Raw genomic sequence first — 14,835 nt, 5'->3', positions numbered from 1 at the left:
GGTACACACAAATATAGCAAATGAATGAAAATTAAAGAAATGATATGCAAACTAAAATAGCACCTTAATCACTAAATATCAGCAACTTATAAAACACATATCAAAACATAAAAATAGAAGAAACACAAACTGTTTTGCATGGCATGCAAGAGGTCATCGGTTCGACTCCGATATTCTCCACTCTCAGTATCAAGCCCTTACGTCTAAAACGTAGGGGCTTTTTCGTTAGAGGAATACACAAAAGGACATACAACTTCCCCAATTCAATTCTTTTCCCTACAGAGCAACCGCCCTGTAGGGAAATCTATATTATGATTAGTGGCACAAGCGTGCATTACTGGCACATGTGGCATATATACTTGGGATTTTTTGTTTATATTTTTTAATATTAAGATAGATTGCGGTTATACATAATAAAATCGGCTCACTTTATCAGTTTCCCAATGGTCAATGCAAGTTAAATAAATGGAAAGTAAACTCGAGTTACAGCCTGTATTCCAAAATGAATACATCAAAGTATCTGAGGACAGAGTCCAAAGACTTATCTATGTAGAGTGGTTACAGCATCCGGACAGCCAAGCCCTGCGGGATGGATTTCGAAGGCTCGCCGACATTGTGTTGGAAAGTAAAAGCAAGTATTGGCTGAGCGATGCCAAGGCAATCCACTATTTGGAATTCGCTGATCAGAACTGGTTGCTGAATGAAATGGCGCCAGTGCTCAAACAGAGCCAGTTAGTCAAGTTTGCCCGCCTTACTACCCAGGAAGGAATGTTGATGATGGATGCAGCCCGGCTGTATGAAATGGTTGGAAAGCTCACAGCACTGGGTATCACAACACAGCTGGAAATGTTTACCAGCAAGGAAGCAGCACTGGAATGGCTCCTTTCATGAAAACCTCAGTATTAAAGTGAGCCTGCAGGTGGTGGATTTTATCATTGCCTATCGGGATCATGGAGTATGCTAAGCATGTATGTTGGATGGGCAAAGAGAGAACCCGGCTATACTGCATGCATAGACATTAACCCCGCCCATACTTTACTCACAGGACTTGCTTTCACAAACCATCCCTCTTTTCGAAATCGGTGTAGAGTTGGCTTTGCTACTAAAAATAATACCCCGACAGCTTGTCAAAATATTCCTTAAACTTCTTCTCGGTGTGTTTGAGGTCGGTTATATCGACAAATAGCGAGGGAGAGAACAAACTGCTGCCTTCTGCGTGGCTACTGATTTCTGAAGCGATCTGCTCGAAAGGATGCTTGACGCCGTTCTGTTTTACTCTATACCCGAACCTGCCGACAGGCGTCCTGCCTTTGCCAATTATTTTGGTGTGCGATAGAGCTAATAGGTATTCGAACCTGTCGAACAGGTTTTCATAGTCTTTGCTGTGTGGCAGGAAGGAATTGAAAAGCGGCTTCAGCTCAGAGAACAGCAATTCAGACATGGGCACGAGCTGCCTGTTCCCGAGCGCATCCCGCAATGTATCGTAATCGAGTACCTTTGCCACATGAACGTGGTCCAGAATAGGCGCTTCCCCATGCTTGACGTAGGACGTCATGGAAAACATACTGGACAATAACCTAAAGTCTTTCTTCAAAATGCTGGCGAGCCCTATGCTGTAAAGCAAGATGAGCCCAGGCAGTGTTTCCAGATCATGCCAAACGCCTTCCTCACTTGCCCGCTCCTTTTCAGATGTGAAGCAGGCCAGGCTGTTGAGCCAGATGGAATGGTGCTTTTCTGTTCCCCAATACACACCGTTCACAAATAGGCCACTAAGCGCGCTGGTTTGCTTGAAGTAGTAATTTACCCTTGCCTTTATTTCCTCACGCGTAGGTATAGCATTAAGCGGCAGCGCATCAAAACTTTTGTTTAACTGATCAACCTCTACCCTGATCAGATCATGAAGCGGTATAAACTTATCCTCCTGCGCAATATACTCCTTCAGTCGGGCGACTGCGAGCTGTAAATTTGACAGGTTTGAAGGCCTGGCACTTTCGAGCGTCTCTATTTTTTCGTGCAGCTCTTTGAAGAAAGAGTCGGCGTTCGTCATGCGCACAGCTTTTCCCCGCCTAATGTAAGCCAGTTCCTCCAGTTCATTGCCGACTTTGTCGGTGTAAGTGAAGTAGTTCGAGAACCTGAACTTATTGGACGTCTCCAGCGCCTCTTTCAGCACGCTGTCGCTCTCGGCAGACCAACCGCAGGAAATCAGGCCGAAGTTGTCCGACACATAGCGCAGTAATTCTGAGAGTCGTTCTTCGTATTTGTCCGCCTCACTTTTAGCATTCAAAAAACTTGAGTCGATGTAGTCGCCGTTGATCTTGATGACTGTAACTTTTGCATGAACGATCGGAAGAGAGTTCACGATATGACCGGGGCAGCTGATCACGACAGGTTCAATACCGATGCAGCGCAGAGCATTTTCCATCAACCTGTCCAGGGTGGTGGTCAGAATTACGCGTACATACCCTTTGCTAACCAAGCGGGCGATGGTCTGGTGCGCGAGTGTTGGCTTCTTCAGCCCTTGCTCCAGCTCTGCCTCACTGGGCTCGAAGTATCTCCGCAGCAGGTTGTGTCGTTCCGTTTCCGTGTTGGCCAGTGGTTCAAGTAGACTTGCGTAGCCTGGTTTTACACCAAAGCGCTCCACAAACCAGTTCTCCGGATTTGGCTCACAGCCCGAATCCTCCAAAACAGCGATCTGCCTGATCAAGTCCGAGGCGATGTCTCCGGCAGTAAGTATACCGGCGCCTTCGGCCACATCGGAGCCAAGCAGCAGCGCAAATGCGCCCTTATTGTTAAAAACTGAGTGAGCAACGGAGGAGACCAGCGTATTCATACTATGCAATGCTTCTATACCGGTACAATATATAGAACTTTTTATACTTAATCCACTAAAAGTTTTTCTAATTCAATTCTGCCTCAGGTATATACAATCTTTACCCCATCTTCCCGCACGCTACCATCAGATTTCGGCAGGAAAGTGAAACCTCCTCACATCTAGCACCATAGGACAAATTGTACCTAAGCCTCGAATAAAACGGAACATGTTCCTCCCCGTACCATATAGGACATAACGCTTAAAGAAGGGAGGATCTATGCCATTTATTTTTGAAGAAAACATCAGAGATGCAACATTGCTGCTCCAAAATGTGGCAGCGGAGCTGCAGACAGAAGATCTGAACAAAGCCGGTCGAATTTTCAGGGCTGTGCTGCAATCCATCAGGGATCGGCTGCCCGTACATGATGCCATCCAGTTTGCGGCCCAGCTCCCCACACTTTGGAAAGGCATCTATTTCGATCAGTACGAACCGCACAAGGTACCCGTAACGATCCGGGACTCAAACGATTGGATCAATTACATCCGGAGCAAGAACGCCTTTGCGGCTGATAATGATTTTCAGCAGGACGAAGAAATTTCCGCCTCCTTCCAGGCTGTGTTCCGGGTTTTGCAACGCACCATGCCGGAAGACCACCTACTGAAAGTGAAAGAATCACTAAAAGAACACCTGCAGGAACTACTGCCTGCCTAAACAAAAAATGCGCCGCCTGTTGCCAGATGCAACAGGCGGCGCATTTTTTAGAGAGATAACTTACTGTAGTATACCCTACACAAAAAGCCCCTCCACAGAAAGATAACGCTCACCCGTATCGTAACAGAAAGTCAACACCCGGGCACCGTTCGGAATCTCCTCGTCCAGCTTCTGCTGCACAGCGGCCAACGACGAACCTGATGAAACCCCCACAAACAGCCCCTCCTCTACAGCGGCTCGCCTTGCAAAGTCGTAGGCATCGTCGGCTGCCACCTGCACCACGCCATTGAGTAAACTGGTGTCCATAATAGAGGGCACAAACCCGGCACCTATACCTTGAATTGGGTGCGGGCCTGGTTGCCCCCCGCTCAGTACCGGCGAGGCAGCAGGCTCCACCGCGTATACCTTGAGGTTAGGGAAATGTCGCTTCAGTACCTTGGCCACACCCGTAATATGTCCGCCGGTCCCCACTCCAGTGATCATGTAATCGAATCCTTCCGGGAAATCAGTCAGGATCTCCTGCGCGGTGGTTTCGATATGCACCTGGGTGTTGGCCTCGTTGTCGAACTGCATGGGCATCCAGGAGGAGTCATACTCTTCGAGCAATTCGCGGGCCCGCTCGATGGCGCCCTTCATACCCTTTTCGCGCGGCGTCAGCTCCAGCTTGGCTCCGTAAGCCGCCATCAGCCTGCGTCGCTCTATAGACATGGATTCTGGCATCACCAGAATCAAGTGGTAGCCTTTTACGGCCGCGACCATCGCCAGCCCTACCCCCGTATTGCCGGATGTTGGTTCAATAATCACACTATCTTTCTTTAGGAGACCCTTTGTCTCGGCATCTTCGACCATGGCCAGGGCGATGCGGTCTTTGATGCTACCGCCCGGATTGGCGCGCTCCATTTTCATCCATACCTCGGCTTTGTCTCCGAACAAGCGGTTTATTCTTACGTGGGGCGTTCTGCCTATTGTTTCCAGTATGCTATTCGCTTTCATATGTGTGTCTTTTTAGATTGAAAAATTCAGAACATCGGCTCTATCTTCGTAATAACTCACTTTGATCTGCGGACGGTGGTATACCCTGGCAAAAGGAGGCACACTCTCGGTGAGCCACACATTTCCGCCTATGATGCTGTCGTGCCCCACCACCGTCTTGCCACCCAGTATGGTGGCGCCGGCGTAGATGACCACATTGTCCTCAATGGTCGGGTGCCGCTTCAGGTTAGCCATCGATTTCTCAACACTGAGCGCTCCCAAAGTCACACCCTGGTATATTTTCACATCGTTCCCAATGTCGGCCGTCTCCCCGATCACAATACCGGTACCGTGGTCGATGCAGAAGCGTGCGCCTATGTTAGCCCCCGGGTGGATGTCTATACCTGTACGGGCGTGGGCGTAAGTGGTGAGCACACGCGGCAGCAGGGGCACCCCCATGCGGTAGAACTGATGTGCCAGCCTGTACACAGCCACTGCGAAAAAGCCGAGATAAGTCCGTATCACCTCGTCTATGTTTACGGCGGCCGGATCGCCTGCCTCAATAGCGGCGGCATCGTCCATGAGCTGCTGCTGCAGGTCGGGGAGACTTTTAAAGTAGGCGTCGGCAATTTCGTCGGGTTTGCCGGGCAGGCGCTCCTCAATCCTGTACAAAATCTTCTCCAGATCGGAACGCAAAAGCAGCACATAGGCCTCCACTTCTGAGCGGGAGTTGAAAGAGCGCTCTGAGTGGGACGGGAAGAGCAATTGCAGCAGCCCCTCCAAGAAAGCGCAACTCATGGAGTGTGGCACCACATGGCGGGCCTGCTGGTGCACCGTCGTGAGGTGGTCAATAAAAGCTGGGCTGATCCCTGTCATGGTGCTAGTGAAACAACTGGTCCTGGCTATTGTTTTATGGCAGTATACACAACAAACTGCTATACGTTCAGGCAGTGCTCTCCGACCACTTCTGACACGAAATATTGTCAGCGCACGCAGTGTGGGCAATAAAAAGAGACCTTCCTTGCAAGGAGGCCTCTACAAATAAGTTACAGGTATAAATGAAAAGCGCACACCGTCACGGCGCTCTGCACAGCATTCAGGTATAGGCTATACCTGCTATTCTATACCTTACATGCCGTTGGAACACTAAATCAGTATTTCCGGTCTTTCACAATAAAGTTGAGGTATAGAAACCCGAGGAGGGCAAATACGCCGCCCGTCCAGAACACCAGACTGAAGCGGGTGGGGTCGTTGGCATAGATCCAGCCGGAGGACAGGGCGCCGAATCCTATACCTGCCTCCAAGGCAATGTACATGGTGGCCATCGCCCGCCCCCGGTGCTCCGGGTGGCTCAGGTCGATGGTCCAGGCGAAAACCGTTGGGGAATTCATGCCCACTGCCACGCCAAACACAGCCGCCGCCAGCAGCAGTTCAGTCGCCGTGTCCGCCAAGCCTACCAATCCCATGGCCACCACCAGCAACCCTGAGCTAATCTTTAGCACCCGTATACGCCCGAACTTATCGGAGGCCCGCCCCGCCAGGAAACGGATGGCCAGCGAGGAAAGCGTGAAGCTAGTGAAAAAGAGACCTTTGTTCTGAATGCCCAGGTGCTCGCTGAAATCCGGAATGATCGTGAGGATGATGCCGAAGGAAACTACGGTCAGCATCATCACAATAGAAGGATCGAGCACGCGGGGCTCGAAGATTTCTTTGCGGGAGATTTTGAGTAGCCCCATCCGGAAGCGGTTCGGGTTATCCAATGTTTCGTGCATGCGGGCCACCACGGCTACCGACAGGAAGGCAGCGGCTGACGAAGAGTAAAACATGGCATCGAGCGAGAAACTGTTGGCGATAGAGGCCCCCATGGCTGGCCCGGCTGCCATCCCCAGACTGCCAGCCAAGCCCAGCAGCCCTGTTGCCTCGCCCCTGCGCTCCATCGGAATAATGTCGGCCACGTAGGCGGCCGTGCCGGTAGGTGTGAAACCAGTCGAGAAGCCGTGCACCAGGCGGAGCAGCAGAAACGCCGCCACCGAACCGGTAACAGGGTATAGGAAACCACACAAAATGCAGACAGTTCCCCCGATCAGCATGACAGGTATGCGCCCCATTTTGTCGGCCAGCTGCCCGCTAAAAGGCCTTGACAGACCAGCCGTCAGGGTAAAAAGTGAGATGATCAGTCCCTTGTATTCAGCACCGCCCAGCTGCGTGATGTAGTTGGGCAGCTCCGGGATAATCATGTTGAAGCTTGCAAAAAAAAGAAAAGAGCTCAGGCACAGCAATCCAAATTGAAGTCCATACACACGCGTTTTCAGCTCGGCCATAGTCGGTTCAAAGCCGCAAGTTCCGAAAACAATTGCTTCAAAGCTATAACCAGAGGGGGCAATCCGCCTTGTTTGGGTTGCCAGTATGCGTATACCTGGTTTTATGCAAGGCCTATGCTTAAAAAAAGCAGCTCTAAGGCTGCCTAAGACATTCTACTGGGGAAGGTGTGAGACTTAATCGAAGCCAGGGCAGCTGCCTTTTTTATAGCGCTTCCTTTTTACCAGGCCGTCTTTTTTGTAAGCAGAGGATTTAAAAGAAAAATAGGAAGCTGTTTTATTGCCGGATACTGCCTGCTTACTGGCCTTGGTCGCTTTGTCGTACCTGGCTGATTCCAGTTTTGTGCCTGCGTTGCTGGCAAATGAAAGAAGCATCATGGCGCTGATCAAAGCAGTATAGAATTTTAACTTCATGGGCTAAAAGGTTAGAGCGTGGGATAACTTACATTGCAATATTAATATAAAAATATATATTAAAAAATTAATTAATTATATTTTATGTGTTAATAATTACAAAATATTATTACAGGCTGACTAATTGTAAGCTGAAGTCAGTTTTGACATCACTAAACAGGATGGTTTGCGGGTTGCTGAGTTAGAAAGTTTGGAAAGGGAAAGGGAAGCGAAGCTTTAATGGTATGAGAGCGCTGCAAAGCATCTAGAAAAAGCGAGGCAAATTACAGGTCCGCAATTGACCCAGGCACGTTAAACCGGATACCGTTAACGGTTATGTTATGCTGCAGGGCGGCTAACTGCAGGTTAACTGCCACCTGGCTGGCCAGGTTGTGACTCTCGATGTCCGCCAAGTGCAGTGACCGCTGGTTTCCGCCTTGCAGGTCGAAAATGATACACTGGTCGCTAAACTGCATAGCCGCAATGCTTCTCCAGTCCAGGCTATGCTCTCTGCTGTAAAAATTTAGCCTGTAGGAAATCTTGTTGGGCGATATGGCAACAAACACATTTTTGAGCGATACTTTATCTGTACCAAGCGCCACCAGGTATAGCCCCACCAATGCAATTATACCCGCTGCCGCTCCCCACAGCCAGCGGGCTTCCTGACGCAGCAAAAGATTGTAAATTAGTGCTCCCCCGCCTCCACATGCCATAAACAACCCTAACCAAAGCAGCCTGTCTTTGATCCTACGCAGTTGTCGGGCTGTGTAAAAGCTTATGTACATGGAAACTATTGTAAATGGATGACTTACAGCAAGACGGAGGCGACTAGCAGCTAAGATACTAAATAGTAGAAATTAATGAATATAATTGAATTAAAATACAATACGACAGGATTTTATTCAGGTTATATTTTGTTTAGAATATATTAATTCCAGTTAATTATAATTTATTTTATTATATTTATAATAAATTTGTGCATCATGAGCTAACTGCAAACAAATAGTACAATTATAATGGAGGTAATAAACATGGCACGAGCGTAGGTATAGTATTAGTTGAAAGCAGGCTGTGAATGAGGAAGAAGTTATCTAATAGGGCTTATCACCTATACCTGCGAGTGGCTTACCCATAGAGCACAGGACTATATGTCGGCAGCTATAAAAGTAACGGGGTTTTAGAGATAAAGCTAATTGGGAAATGCTAGGGCCAAGTCTTTACTGCCTGACGCCCTGTGCACTTACCGGCACCTTGTTTACTTCGACTTGCTGCTGTATGGCGGCTAACTGTATACTGACGCTCACGTGGTTGGCCGTTTCGCGACTCTGGATATGCCCGAGTCGCATGATCACCTGCCTGCTGTCTTTCAGGTCGAACACCAGGGTATGCGCAGTTGCTTGAATGCTGTCGATAGTGTCCCAATAGATCGTGTGCTCGGTTCCGTACAGGGTAAGACGGTAAGCAATCCGCTCCGGCGTCATCGAAAAGTAAGCATCCTTCAACTGCAGGTGGCCAGCCCCTACGGCAAACCCCAGCGAGCCAATGGCACTTACCACCAGTGCACCCACTGCCCAAATCCATCTGATTTCTTCACGAGCGATAAGCTCACCGGCCAGGGCAGTCAGTCCACCGCAGAGTAGCAGTATACCTGTCCAGAGCAGTAGTTGCCTGGTCTTTTTCAACTCTTTGTGAGGGTAGAGGTTTACGTACATAGGGTTAGTGCTGCGTTTCTTCCAAGGTTATGCCTTTTGATTCTGCAATCTGAGCCAGTACCTTGCGGACGCGCTGCAGCTTCCGGGTATGATTGACCGTGTCCAACGCAATTTCATGCCGTTCCTCATTCTTGAGCTCAAACTCCAACACAGACCCTCTAATGCTCATCCGCTCCACTTCTTCCCACTCAAATTCGTGCTCTCGCTGCATAAAACCGAGCCGGTACCGCACGCCCAGCTCCGAAATGCTCAGGTGGCGCTGGTAGCCGGGGTTATGGTCGAGCCACACGGAAACCATGAAAAGCGCGAAAGGTAACAGGCTAAACAGGTATAGAAAGGTCATGGCCGAGTGGAAGTCCCGGACCGTAATAAGCTGATACAGAAGCCAACCGTGCAAAGCCACTGAAAGCAGGGCCAACACGAAAAGCAGACGCTCCACCTGCGACCGAATGCCGTAGGGTTTGGAAAACAAACGTATGCTAATGCCAGTGTGCTGCATCGGAAGATTTAGTTTTAAGGATTCAATATACTAAAAATCCAATGGATGCCAAACTAATTAATAGCAAAACATTTTAGCAGGGCTATATTACAGGCATTTAGTATATTGATGCGCTTAAGCATACACGATGAAAAAAAGCTATACCCTCTTATTTGCCCTCGCCGCCTTTGCAGCCTGCCGACAGCAGCCGCAGCAAAGCACAGCGGTGACCACCGACACTGCTACCCAACAAATCAATAAGTTCTCGGACGCCACCTTACGCGAACTCTATACCTTGCAGGACGAGCGCAAGACTACTGAACTGCTCAACTTCCTGAACCACCCAAAGCCGCAGTACCGCCAGGAAGCAGCACTCGCCTTCGCCTCGGTGCAGGACACGCTGGCCATCCCGCAGCTACTCATTTCGCTATCCGACACCAGCACCTCGATCCGGGTGGCGGCAGCTTATGCCTTGGGTCAGATCGGGCATAAGAAAGCCCAACAGGCCATGATCCGGCACCTGCAGCAGGAGCAGCAACCGGCAGTACAGGCAGAGGCCCTGGAAGCGCTCGGCAAATTGGCTGACAGCGGCGGCCTGAACTTTTTGGTCAACTACCAGGCTGCTACGGCAAAAGCACAGGCTGGTCAGGCCTGGGGGTTATACCGGGCGGGCTTACGCCAGGTCAGCAGCGAGCAGGCCGTGAAACAAGCCGTGCAATGGCTGACAGAGAACAAATCGGAGGAAGTGCGACTGGCGGCCGCGCACCAATTGGCCCGCACGCCCAAGATCGATCTGTCGCCCTACCGCCAGCAACTAACCACTGTGGTTACTTCAGACCCATCGGCGGAGGTGCGCATGGCGGTGGCGCAGGCTTTCGCTAAGGTAAACGCCCGCGACAAGGCTGCCCTGCTTTCCGGCGTTGTGCAGAGCGACCCGGACTACCGCGTTCGCCTGAGCGCGATCCGCTCCATGACGGGGCTCGAGTTTGAAGAAATAGACAAGGCCATCCTGACGGGCCTCACCGACCGGAACATTAACACGGCAGTTGCCACGGCAGAATTTTTGCAGGCCAACTTTGCCGGCGTGGACAGCAATACCTTGCGCAAGGCCCTGGCGCAGGTAGAGGACGGCCGCGTGCGTGCCGGGCTGATCTGGGTGATTCTGCGCAACAGCCCTGATAAGACCAAACTGAGCCAGGAATACCAGCAGCTATACCTGCGCACTCAAAACCCATATGACAAAGCACATCTGCTCAAAGCCCTCTCCGCCGACTACAACAACCATCAATTCATCGCCAAAGAGACCTTTGCCGCCCCGCAGCCCGTTATTGGCACCTATGGCATGGAGGCCCTCACCGCCATGCGCCAGCAGGGAGACTTTCCGAAGGCTTTGGAGCAGGAATTCGCCAACATCTTTAAGCAAGGTATAGCCTCCGGTGATGTGTCGTTGGTGGGCCTGGCAGCGGGTGTGATCCGCAATCCAAAGCTTAACTTCCGGGAGGTATACCGCGACCATGCCTTCCTGACCGCGGCACAACAGAAACTCGTGCTGCCGCGCGACATGGAAACGAACATTGAACTACAGAAGACCATCGACTACCTGAGCGGCAAAGAGCAGTCCGAGACTCCGCAAAACCCTTTCACGCACCCAATCGACTGGAAACTAGTGCAGACCCTGCACCCAGACCAACAGGTGGTGATCGAGACTGAGAAGGGCACAATTACCCTGGAGTTATTTGTGGAGGACGCACCGGGCTCGGTAGCCAACTTTGTGGAACTGGTGAACAAGCAGTTTTTTGACGGGCTGTACTTCCACCGCGTGGTACCCAACTTTGTGGCGCAGGGTGGTGACAAGCGCGGCGACGGTTGGGGCAGCTCCGACTACTCTATTCGCTCAGAGTTTGCCCTGCTCCATTACCGCGAGGGTTATGTAGGTATGGCCTCTGCCGGAAAAGATACCGAGAGCAACCAATGGTTCATCACTCACTCCCCTGCCCCCCACCTAGACGGCCGCTACACCATTTTCGCGAAGGTGGTGGAAGGTATGGAAGTAGTACACCAACTGGAAGTGGGCGACAAGATCAAACAGGTGAACCTGATTCTGCGGGCTAAAACCAATTAATAACCCACCATCCAGGTATAAAAAAAGCGGCGGCCTTCATTAAAGGTCGCCGCTTTTGTATAAATGGAACTGCGATTAGAGGCGTTCCATTGGCTGCTCTTCAATTGGCTGCAGGCGCGCCCATTGCGGAATCAGTTGTCTGAACTCCTGCAACAGAGTTTTGCTGCGGTCTTTGCCATACCAGCCGTGTAGCTTTTCTGCAAACTCCTGATAAGGTACGTTCTGCGCTTTCATATCCATGAACAGCTCCTGCGCAGCCACCGGCCGTGGGCCCCAGGTGCCGAGTTCTTCCATGGTTTCGGCGTCGAGCACGATCAGCTTCGGAATGGAGCGGCCACCGTTGGTCAGGTAAGCGTCTATCACCTCTGGGTACTCATCGCGCAGCAACAGCTTCACGTCAATCAGCGGCGAGGCTTCGGCTACTTTCACAATGGCTGGCACCGTTTGAGCAGCGTCGCCACACCAGGCCTCCGTCACAATCACCCAAAGCATTTTGTTCTGCACCCGCAGCATCAGCTCCACCAGCTCATCATCCAGCACAGTGGTCTTTTCGACACGCCGCATGCGCTGGGCATTCATGCGGGTATACTCTACCATGGCTTCAGAATGGTCTGTCCCCGTGGTTTTGTTCTCGGCAAGTAGTTGGTCAATTAATTCCCGGTACTGGGTATAGTTCATGGCCTGCGCCAGATGTACACTCGTAATTACTGTATTAGGTTTGGTCTCTTCAATCATAATCTACATTTAAATTTTCACGGAACTATATATTAACAGTTATATGTTCCATTAAGTTCCTTTTGCCCGAAAGCTCCTGCATCCCCTGTCATATACTACCCTTTTAACATTAAATTGTTTAGAGTTTATGTCTGGCGCTTTGCAGAACCGTTAAGGTATAGCCAAAGGCATTTTGCCCTCCTGACTTGCCGCAAGGGAGCCGAGTCCGGGAGCGCAAACGACGCGGACAACATATTCTGCTGCGCTAGCTATACTTGAAAGATACTAAAACATACCAGCCAGCGGAACGATGCCAAGATCCAAGTTACACTACCGCCCTTGCCTACTTGTGTAAATAGCACCGGGTGCATCCCTATTGAGCTGCCGCAGAGATGCCCGCATTGGGTAAGTTTTTAAGGTATAGCTTAGTATTCGCCGTAGGACTTTTCTCCGGCTTCGATCATGATGGGAAGGAAGTTCTGACGGGGAGGCAGTGGGCAGGTGGCGTAGGACACAAAGTCGCAAGGCGGGTTGTACGCCTTGTTGAAATCTAGCACGGTGGTGCCGTCCGGCCCCGGCTTGTCGGTGTTGATGTAGCGGCCAGCGCCATAAGTTTCGATGCCGTTGGTTTTATCGGCGAAGATAATGAAGAGCTCCTCCCCGTCCAGCAGCGCGTCGAGTTGGTACTGTTGCCCGTTCAGGGTAAACACCAGCGTCCCCGGTGAGTCCTGCATGGAGGTTTGACCCACAATATTGGTAATGGCTAGCTGCTTCGGGGTAGGGTGCGGCACAAAAGTGGCCTTCAGGCGCCAGTCGGCCTTTACCGGAAAGCGCTTGATGCCCTTGAAGTGCACCAGGGCATCGTTCTGCAGGTCGCGGAGGCGAATGCCATACCGGGTGCCGCGCTTGATCACGAACCAGGTAAGCGTGCCGTGCGACAGCCTGGGCACCGAGTCCATCGCGGAGGTATAGAGCAGGGTTTCGCGCACGGGCATTCCTTTCAGCAGCACTTCCACGCCTGGTCGTATGGTGGTCGTTACGGTATCGCCTTTTAGGGTGATGATGCCTGCCCGGGTCGGAATCTTGCCCTCCGGAAATGTGAGGTCGTTGTCGGGCCCGCTGCCAAACGTGTTGGCGCCCTCCTGCAGCCAGAACAGACCGGCCAGCGTGAGCCATCCATCGGGTGCCTTCAGCTTCGCCTCACGCTTCTGGTGCCACTCGTCTACACTGGCCACATACGCGGCCGTGGTTTCTGCCGGTTTCCTGGCAGACTGGTCGTATTCAGCGCAACCGCCAGCCACTAACAAAGAGACAAACAGAAAAAAGGAGTGGGGGAAATTCTTAAATCGAAACACGGTAAATAAGGGGTAAGGCAAGCAATGCTGCAAATTTAAGAAAAATATGGACCAAGCCCATACTTTGCGAGAGTACCTTAAAATGCTCCTGACTCGACTCATATCCTAGATAAATTAACATAAGCAAGGGGAGCAACTGAATCTCAAGGTATAACCCTACAATCAGGTGACTGTACCTTATGGTAAAAATTCATTGATCAGGCAATAAAAAAACACTCCTTAATAGGTATAATTTTTAAGGCAATATTTTGAACTTTCAAATTATATTTAGATATTTGTCTAAATACCTAACCAACCTTGTGAATAAAGTTTTCAAAGCCCTCAATGACCAGACGCGCCGGGAAATCCTCAACCTGCTGAAGGAGAAGGACCTGACGGCCGGCGATATTGCGGAGGCTTTTCAGATCACCAAACCCAGCATCTCGCACCACCTCGACATCCTGAGCCAGGCGGAGCTGGTCACTTACCGGAAACAGGGGCAGTTCGTGATTTACTCCCTCAACACGACGGTGCTCGACGACTTAATGAAATGGATCATCACGCTTAAAGATTAGACCTTATGAAAACCAAGAACCTGACCCGAGAAATCATCCTTTGGGCGATCGTTTTGATTCCGCTCGTATACCTGGCATTGGTTTGGAACAGGCTGCCGGAGCAAGTGGCGGTGCACTTCAACCTGCAGGGCGAGGCGGACGGCTGGGCCAGCAAATCCTCCCTGATCCTGATTGTGATGGGCACAACCGCCCTGCTTAACCTCATCATGCTGGCCCTGCCGCACATCGACCCGAAACGAAAACTGGCCCAGATGGGCAGCAAGTACCACCAGCTGCGCTTCATCCTCGTTGTTTTTATGGCAGCGCTTTCGGTGTTCCTCATCCACCATGCATTAAACCCTGATATCGCCCGCCAAAACATACATTTTCTGTTAATAGGCGGTCTGTTCATTGCGCTGGGCAATTACTTTCAGGCGGTGAAGCCCAATTACTTCATCGGTATTCGCACCCCCTGGACACTGGAGAGCGAGCAGGTATGGCGCAGGACGCACCGCCTGGGCGGCATCCTTTGGATCGTAGGCGGCATTTTACTCATAGCACTGGCTTTCCTGCCGGAATGGGGCATGCAGCAGGCGCTCTACATCACCGTGATCGCCCTGACAGTGCTTATACCTGTAGTGTACTCATTTATGATTTACCGGCAGGAAAGATGCGGGTTAGGGCAGCAGACGTAGCATCGAAACATTCCCACAA

At 50.9% G+C, this 14,835-nt stretch carries 15 protein-coding genes; 5 read left to right on the top strand and 10 right to left on the bottom strand.

Features of this window, described 5'->3' with window-relative positions; genetic code table 11:
- The first annotated feature begins 465 nt into the window (after positions 1–465).
- Positions 466–891 (top strand): hypothetical protein, encoded by a 426-nt coding sequence (locus B0B12_RS18315; protein WP_076671897.1) that lies wholly within the window; start codon positions 466–468, stop codon positions 889–891.
- 211 nt (positions 892–1,102) lie between these two features.
- Here the strand turns inward: B0B12_RS18315 and B0B12_RS18310 are convergent, their stop codons facing one another.
- Positions 1,103–2,830, bottom strand: coding sequence for an SIR2 family protein (locus tag B0B12_RS18310; RefSeq protein ID WP_076671895.1), 1,728 nt, complete (start codon positions 2,828–2,830; stop codon positions 1,103–1,105).
- Positions 2,831–3,089: 259 nt separating this feature from the next.
- Here B0B12_RS18310 and B0B12_RS18305 point away from each other — a divergent pair, with 259 nt between their 5' ends.
- Entirely contained in the window at positions 3,090–3,524 is a 435-nt protein-coding gene (locus tag B0B12_RS18305) for a DUF2267 domain-containing protein (RefSeq protein ID WP_076671893.1), read from the top strand.
- Between the two features lie 75 nt (positions 3,525–3,599).
- Here B0B12_RS18305 and cysK read toward each other — a convergent pair whose 3' ends face one another.
- The 7 genes from cysK to B0B12_RS18270 all read right to left on the bottom strand — a co-directional run bounded on the left by cysK (position 3,600) and on the right by B0B12_RS18270 (position 9,418).
- Positions 3,600–4,517, bottom strand: coding sequence for a cysteine synthase A (gene cysK / locus B0B12_RS18300; protein WP_076671891.1), 918 nt, complete (start codon positions 4,515–4,517; stop codon positions 3,600–3,602).
- Between the two features lie 12 nt (positions 4,518–4,529).
- Positions 4,530–5,372, bottom strand: coding sequence for a serine O-acetyltransferase (locus B0B12_RS18295; protein WP_076671889.1), 843 nt, complete (start codon positions 5,370–5,372; stop codon positions 4,530–4,532).
- Between the two features lie 275 nt (positions 5,373–5,647).
- On the bottom strand, positions 5,648–6,817 hold the full coding sequence (locus B0B12_RS18290; protein ID WP_076671887.1) for an MFS transporter: 1,170 nt from the start codon (positions 6,815–6,817) through the stop codon (positions 5,648–5,650).
- A 174-nt stretch (positions 6,818–6,991) separates the two neighbouring features.
- Positions 6,992–7,228: a hypothetical protein gene (locus tag B0B12_RS18285; protein ID WP_076671885.1), complete on the bottom strand. Its 237-nt coding sequence runs from the start codon at positions 7,226–7,228 to the stop codon at positions 6,992–6,994.
- Between the two features lie 263 nt (positions 7,229–7,491).
- Positions 7,492–7,881, bottom strand: a complete 390-nt coding sequence (locus tag B0B12_RS18280) for a hypothetical protein (RefSeq protein ID WP_076671883.1) — start codon at positions 7,879–7,881, stop codon at positions 7,492–7,494.
- A 543-nt stretch (positions 7,882–8,424) separates the two neighbouring features.
- A complete protein-coding gene (locus B0B12_RS18275; RefSeq protein WP_076671881.1) occupies positions 8,425–8,919 on the bottom strand; it encodes a hypothetical protein in 495 nt (164 codons plus the stop codon).
- A gap of 4 nt (positions 8,920–8,923) precedes the next feature.
- Positions 8,924–9,418 (bottom strand): hypothetical protein, encoded by a 495-nt coding sequence (locus B0B12_RS18270; protein ID WP_076671879.1) that lies wholly within the window; start codon positions 9,416–9,418, stop codon positions 8,924–8,926.
- Between the two features lie 127 nt (positions 9,419–9,545).
- On the opposite strand from B0B12_RS18270, the gene B0B12_RS20045 reads away from it, so the two are divergent.
- On the top strand, positions 9,546–11,519 hold the full coding sequence (locus B0B12_RS20045; protein ID WP_083704298.1) for a peptidylprolyl isomerase: 1,974 nt from the start codon (positions 9,546–9,548) through the stop codon (positions 11,517–11,519).
- Between the two features lie 75 nt (positions 11,520–11,594).
- Here B0B12_RS20045 and B0B12_RS18250 read toward each other — a convergent pair whose 3' ends face one another.
- Together B0B12_RS18250 and B0B12_RS18245 are read right to left on the bottom strand one after the other, a co-directional pair.
- Entirely contained in the window at positions 11,595–12,254 is a 660-nt protein-coding gene (locus B0B12_RS18250; protein WP_076671877.1) for a thioredoxin family protein, read from the bottom strand.
- Between the two features lie 404 nt (positions 12,255–12,658).
- Positions 12,659–13,588 (bottom strand): DUF1684 domain-containing protein, encoded by a 930-nt coding sequence (locus B0B12_RS18245; RefSeq protein WP_076671876.1) that lies wholly within the window; start codon positions 13,586–13,588, stop codon positions 12,659–12,661.
- A gap of 299 nt (positions 13,589–13,887) precedes the next feature.
- Between B0B12_RS18245 and B0B12_RS18240 the strand changes: the two genes are divergently transcribed.
- Positions 13,888–14,142 (top strand): autorepressor SdpR family transcription factor, encoded by a 255-nt coding sequence (locus tag B0B12_RS18240; protein WP_076672168.1) that lies wholly within the window; start codon positions 13,888–13,890, stop codon positions 14,140–14,142.
- Positions 14,143–14,147: 5 nt separating this feature from the next.
- Complete coding sequence (locus B0B12_RS18235; RefSeq protein ID WP_076671874.1) at positions 14,148–14,816, top strand: SdpI family protein; 669 nt, start codon at positions 14,148–14,150, stop codon at positions 14,814–14,816.
- Positions 14,817–14,835: the final 19 nt, after the last annotated feature.

Origin of the sequence: Pontibacter indicus, from assembly GCF_900156345.1 — a bacterium.
Lineage (GTDB): Bacteria > Bacteroidota > Bacteroidia > Cytophagales > Hymenobacteraceae > Pontibacter > Pontibacter indicus.
This window is presented reverse-complemented; position numbering and strand designations above follow the sequence as displayed.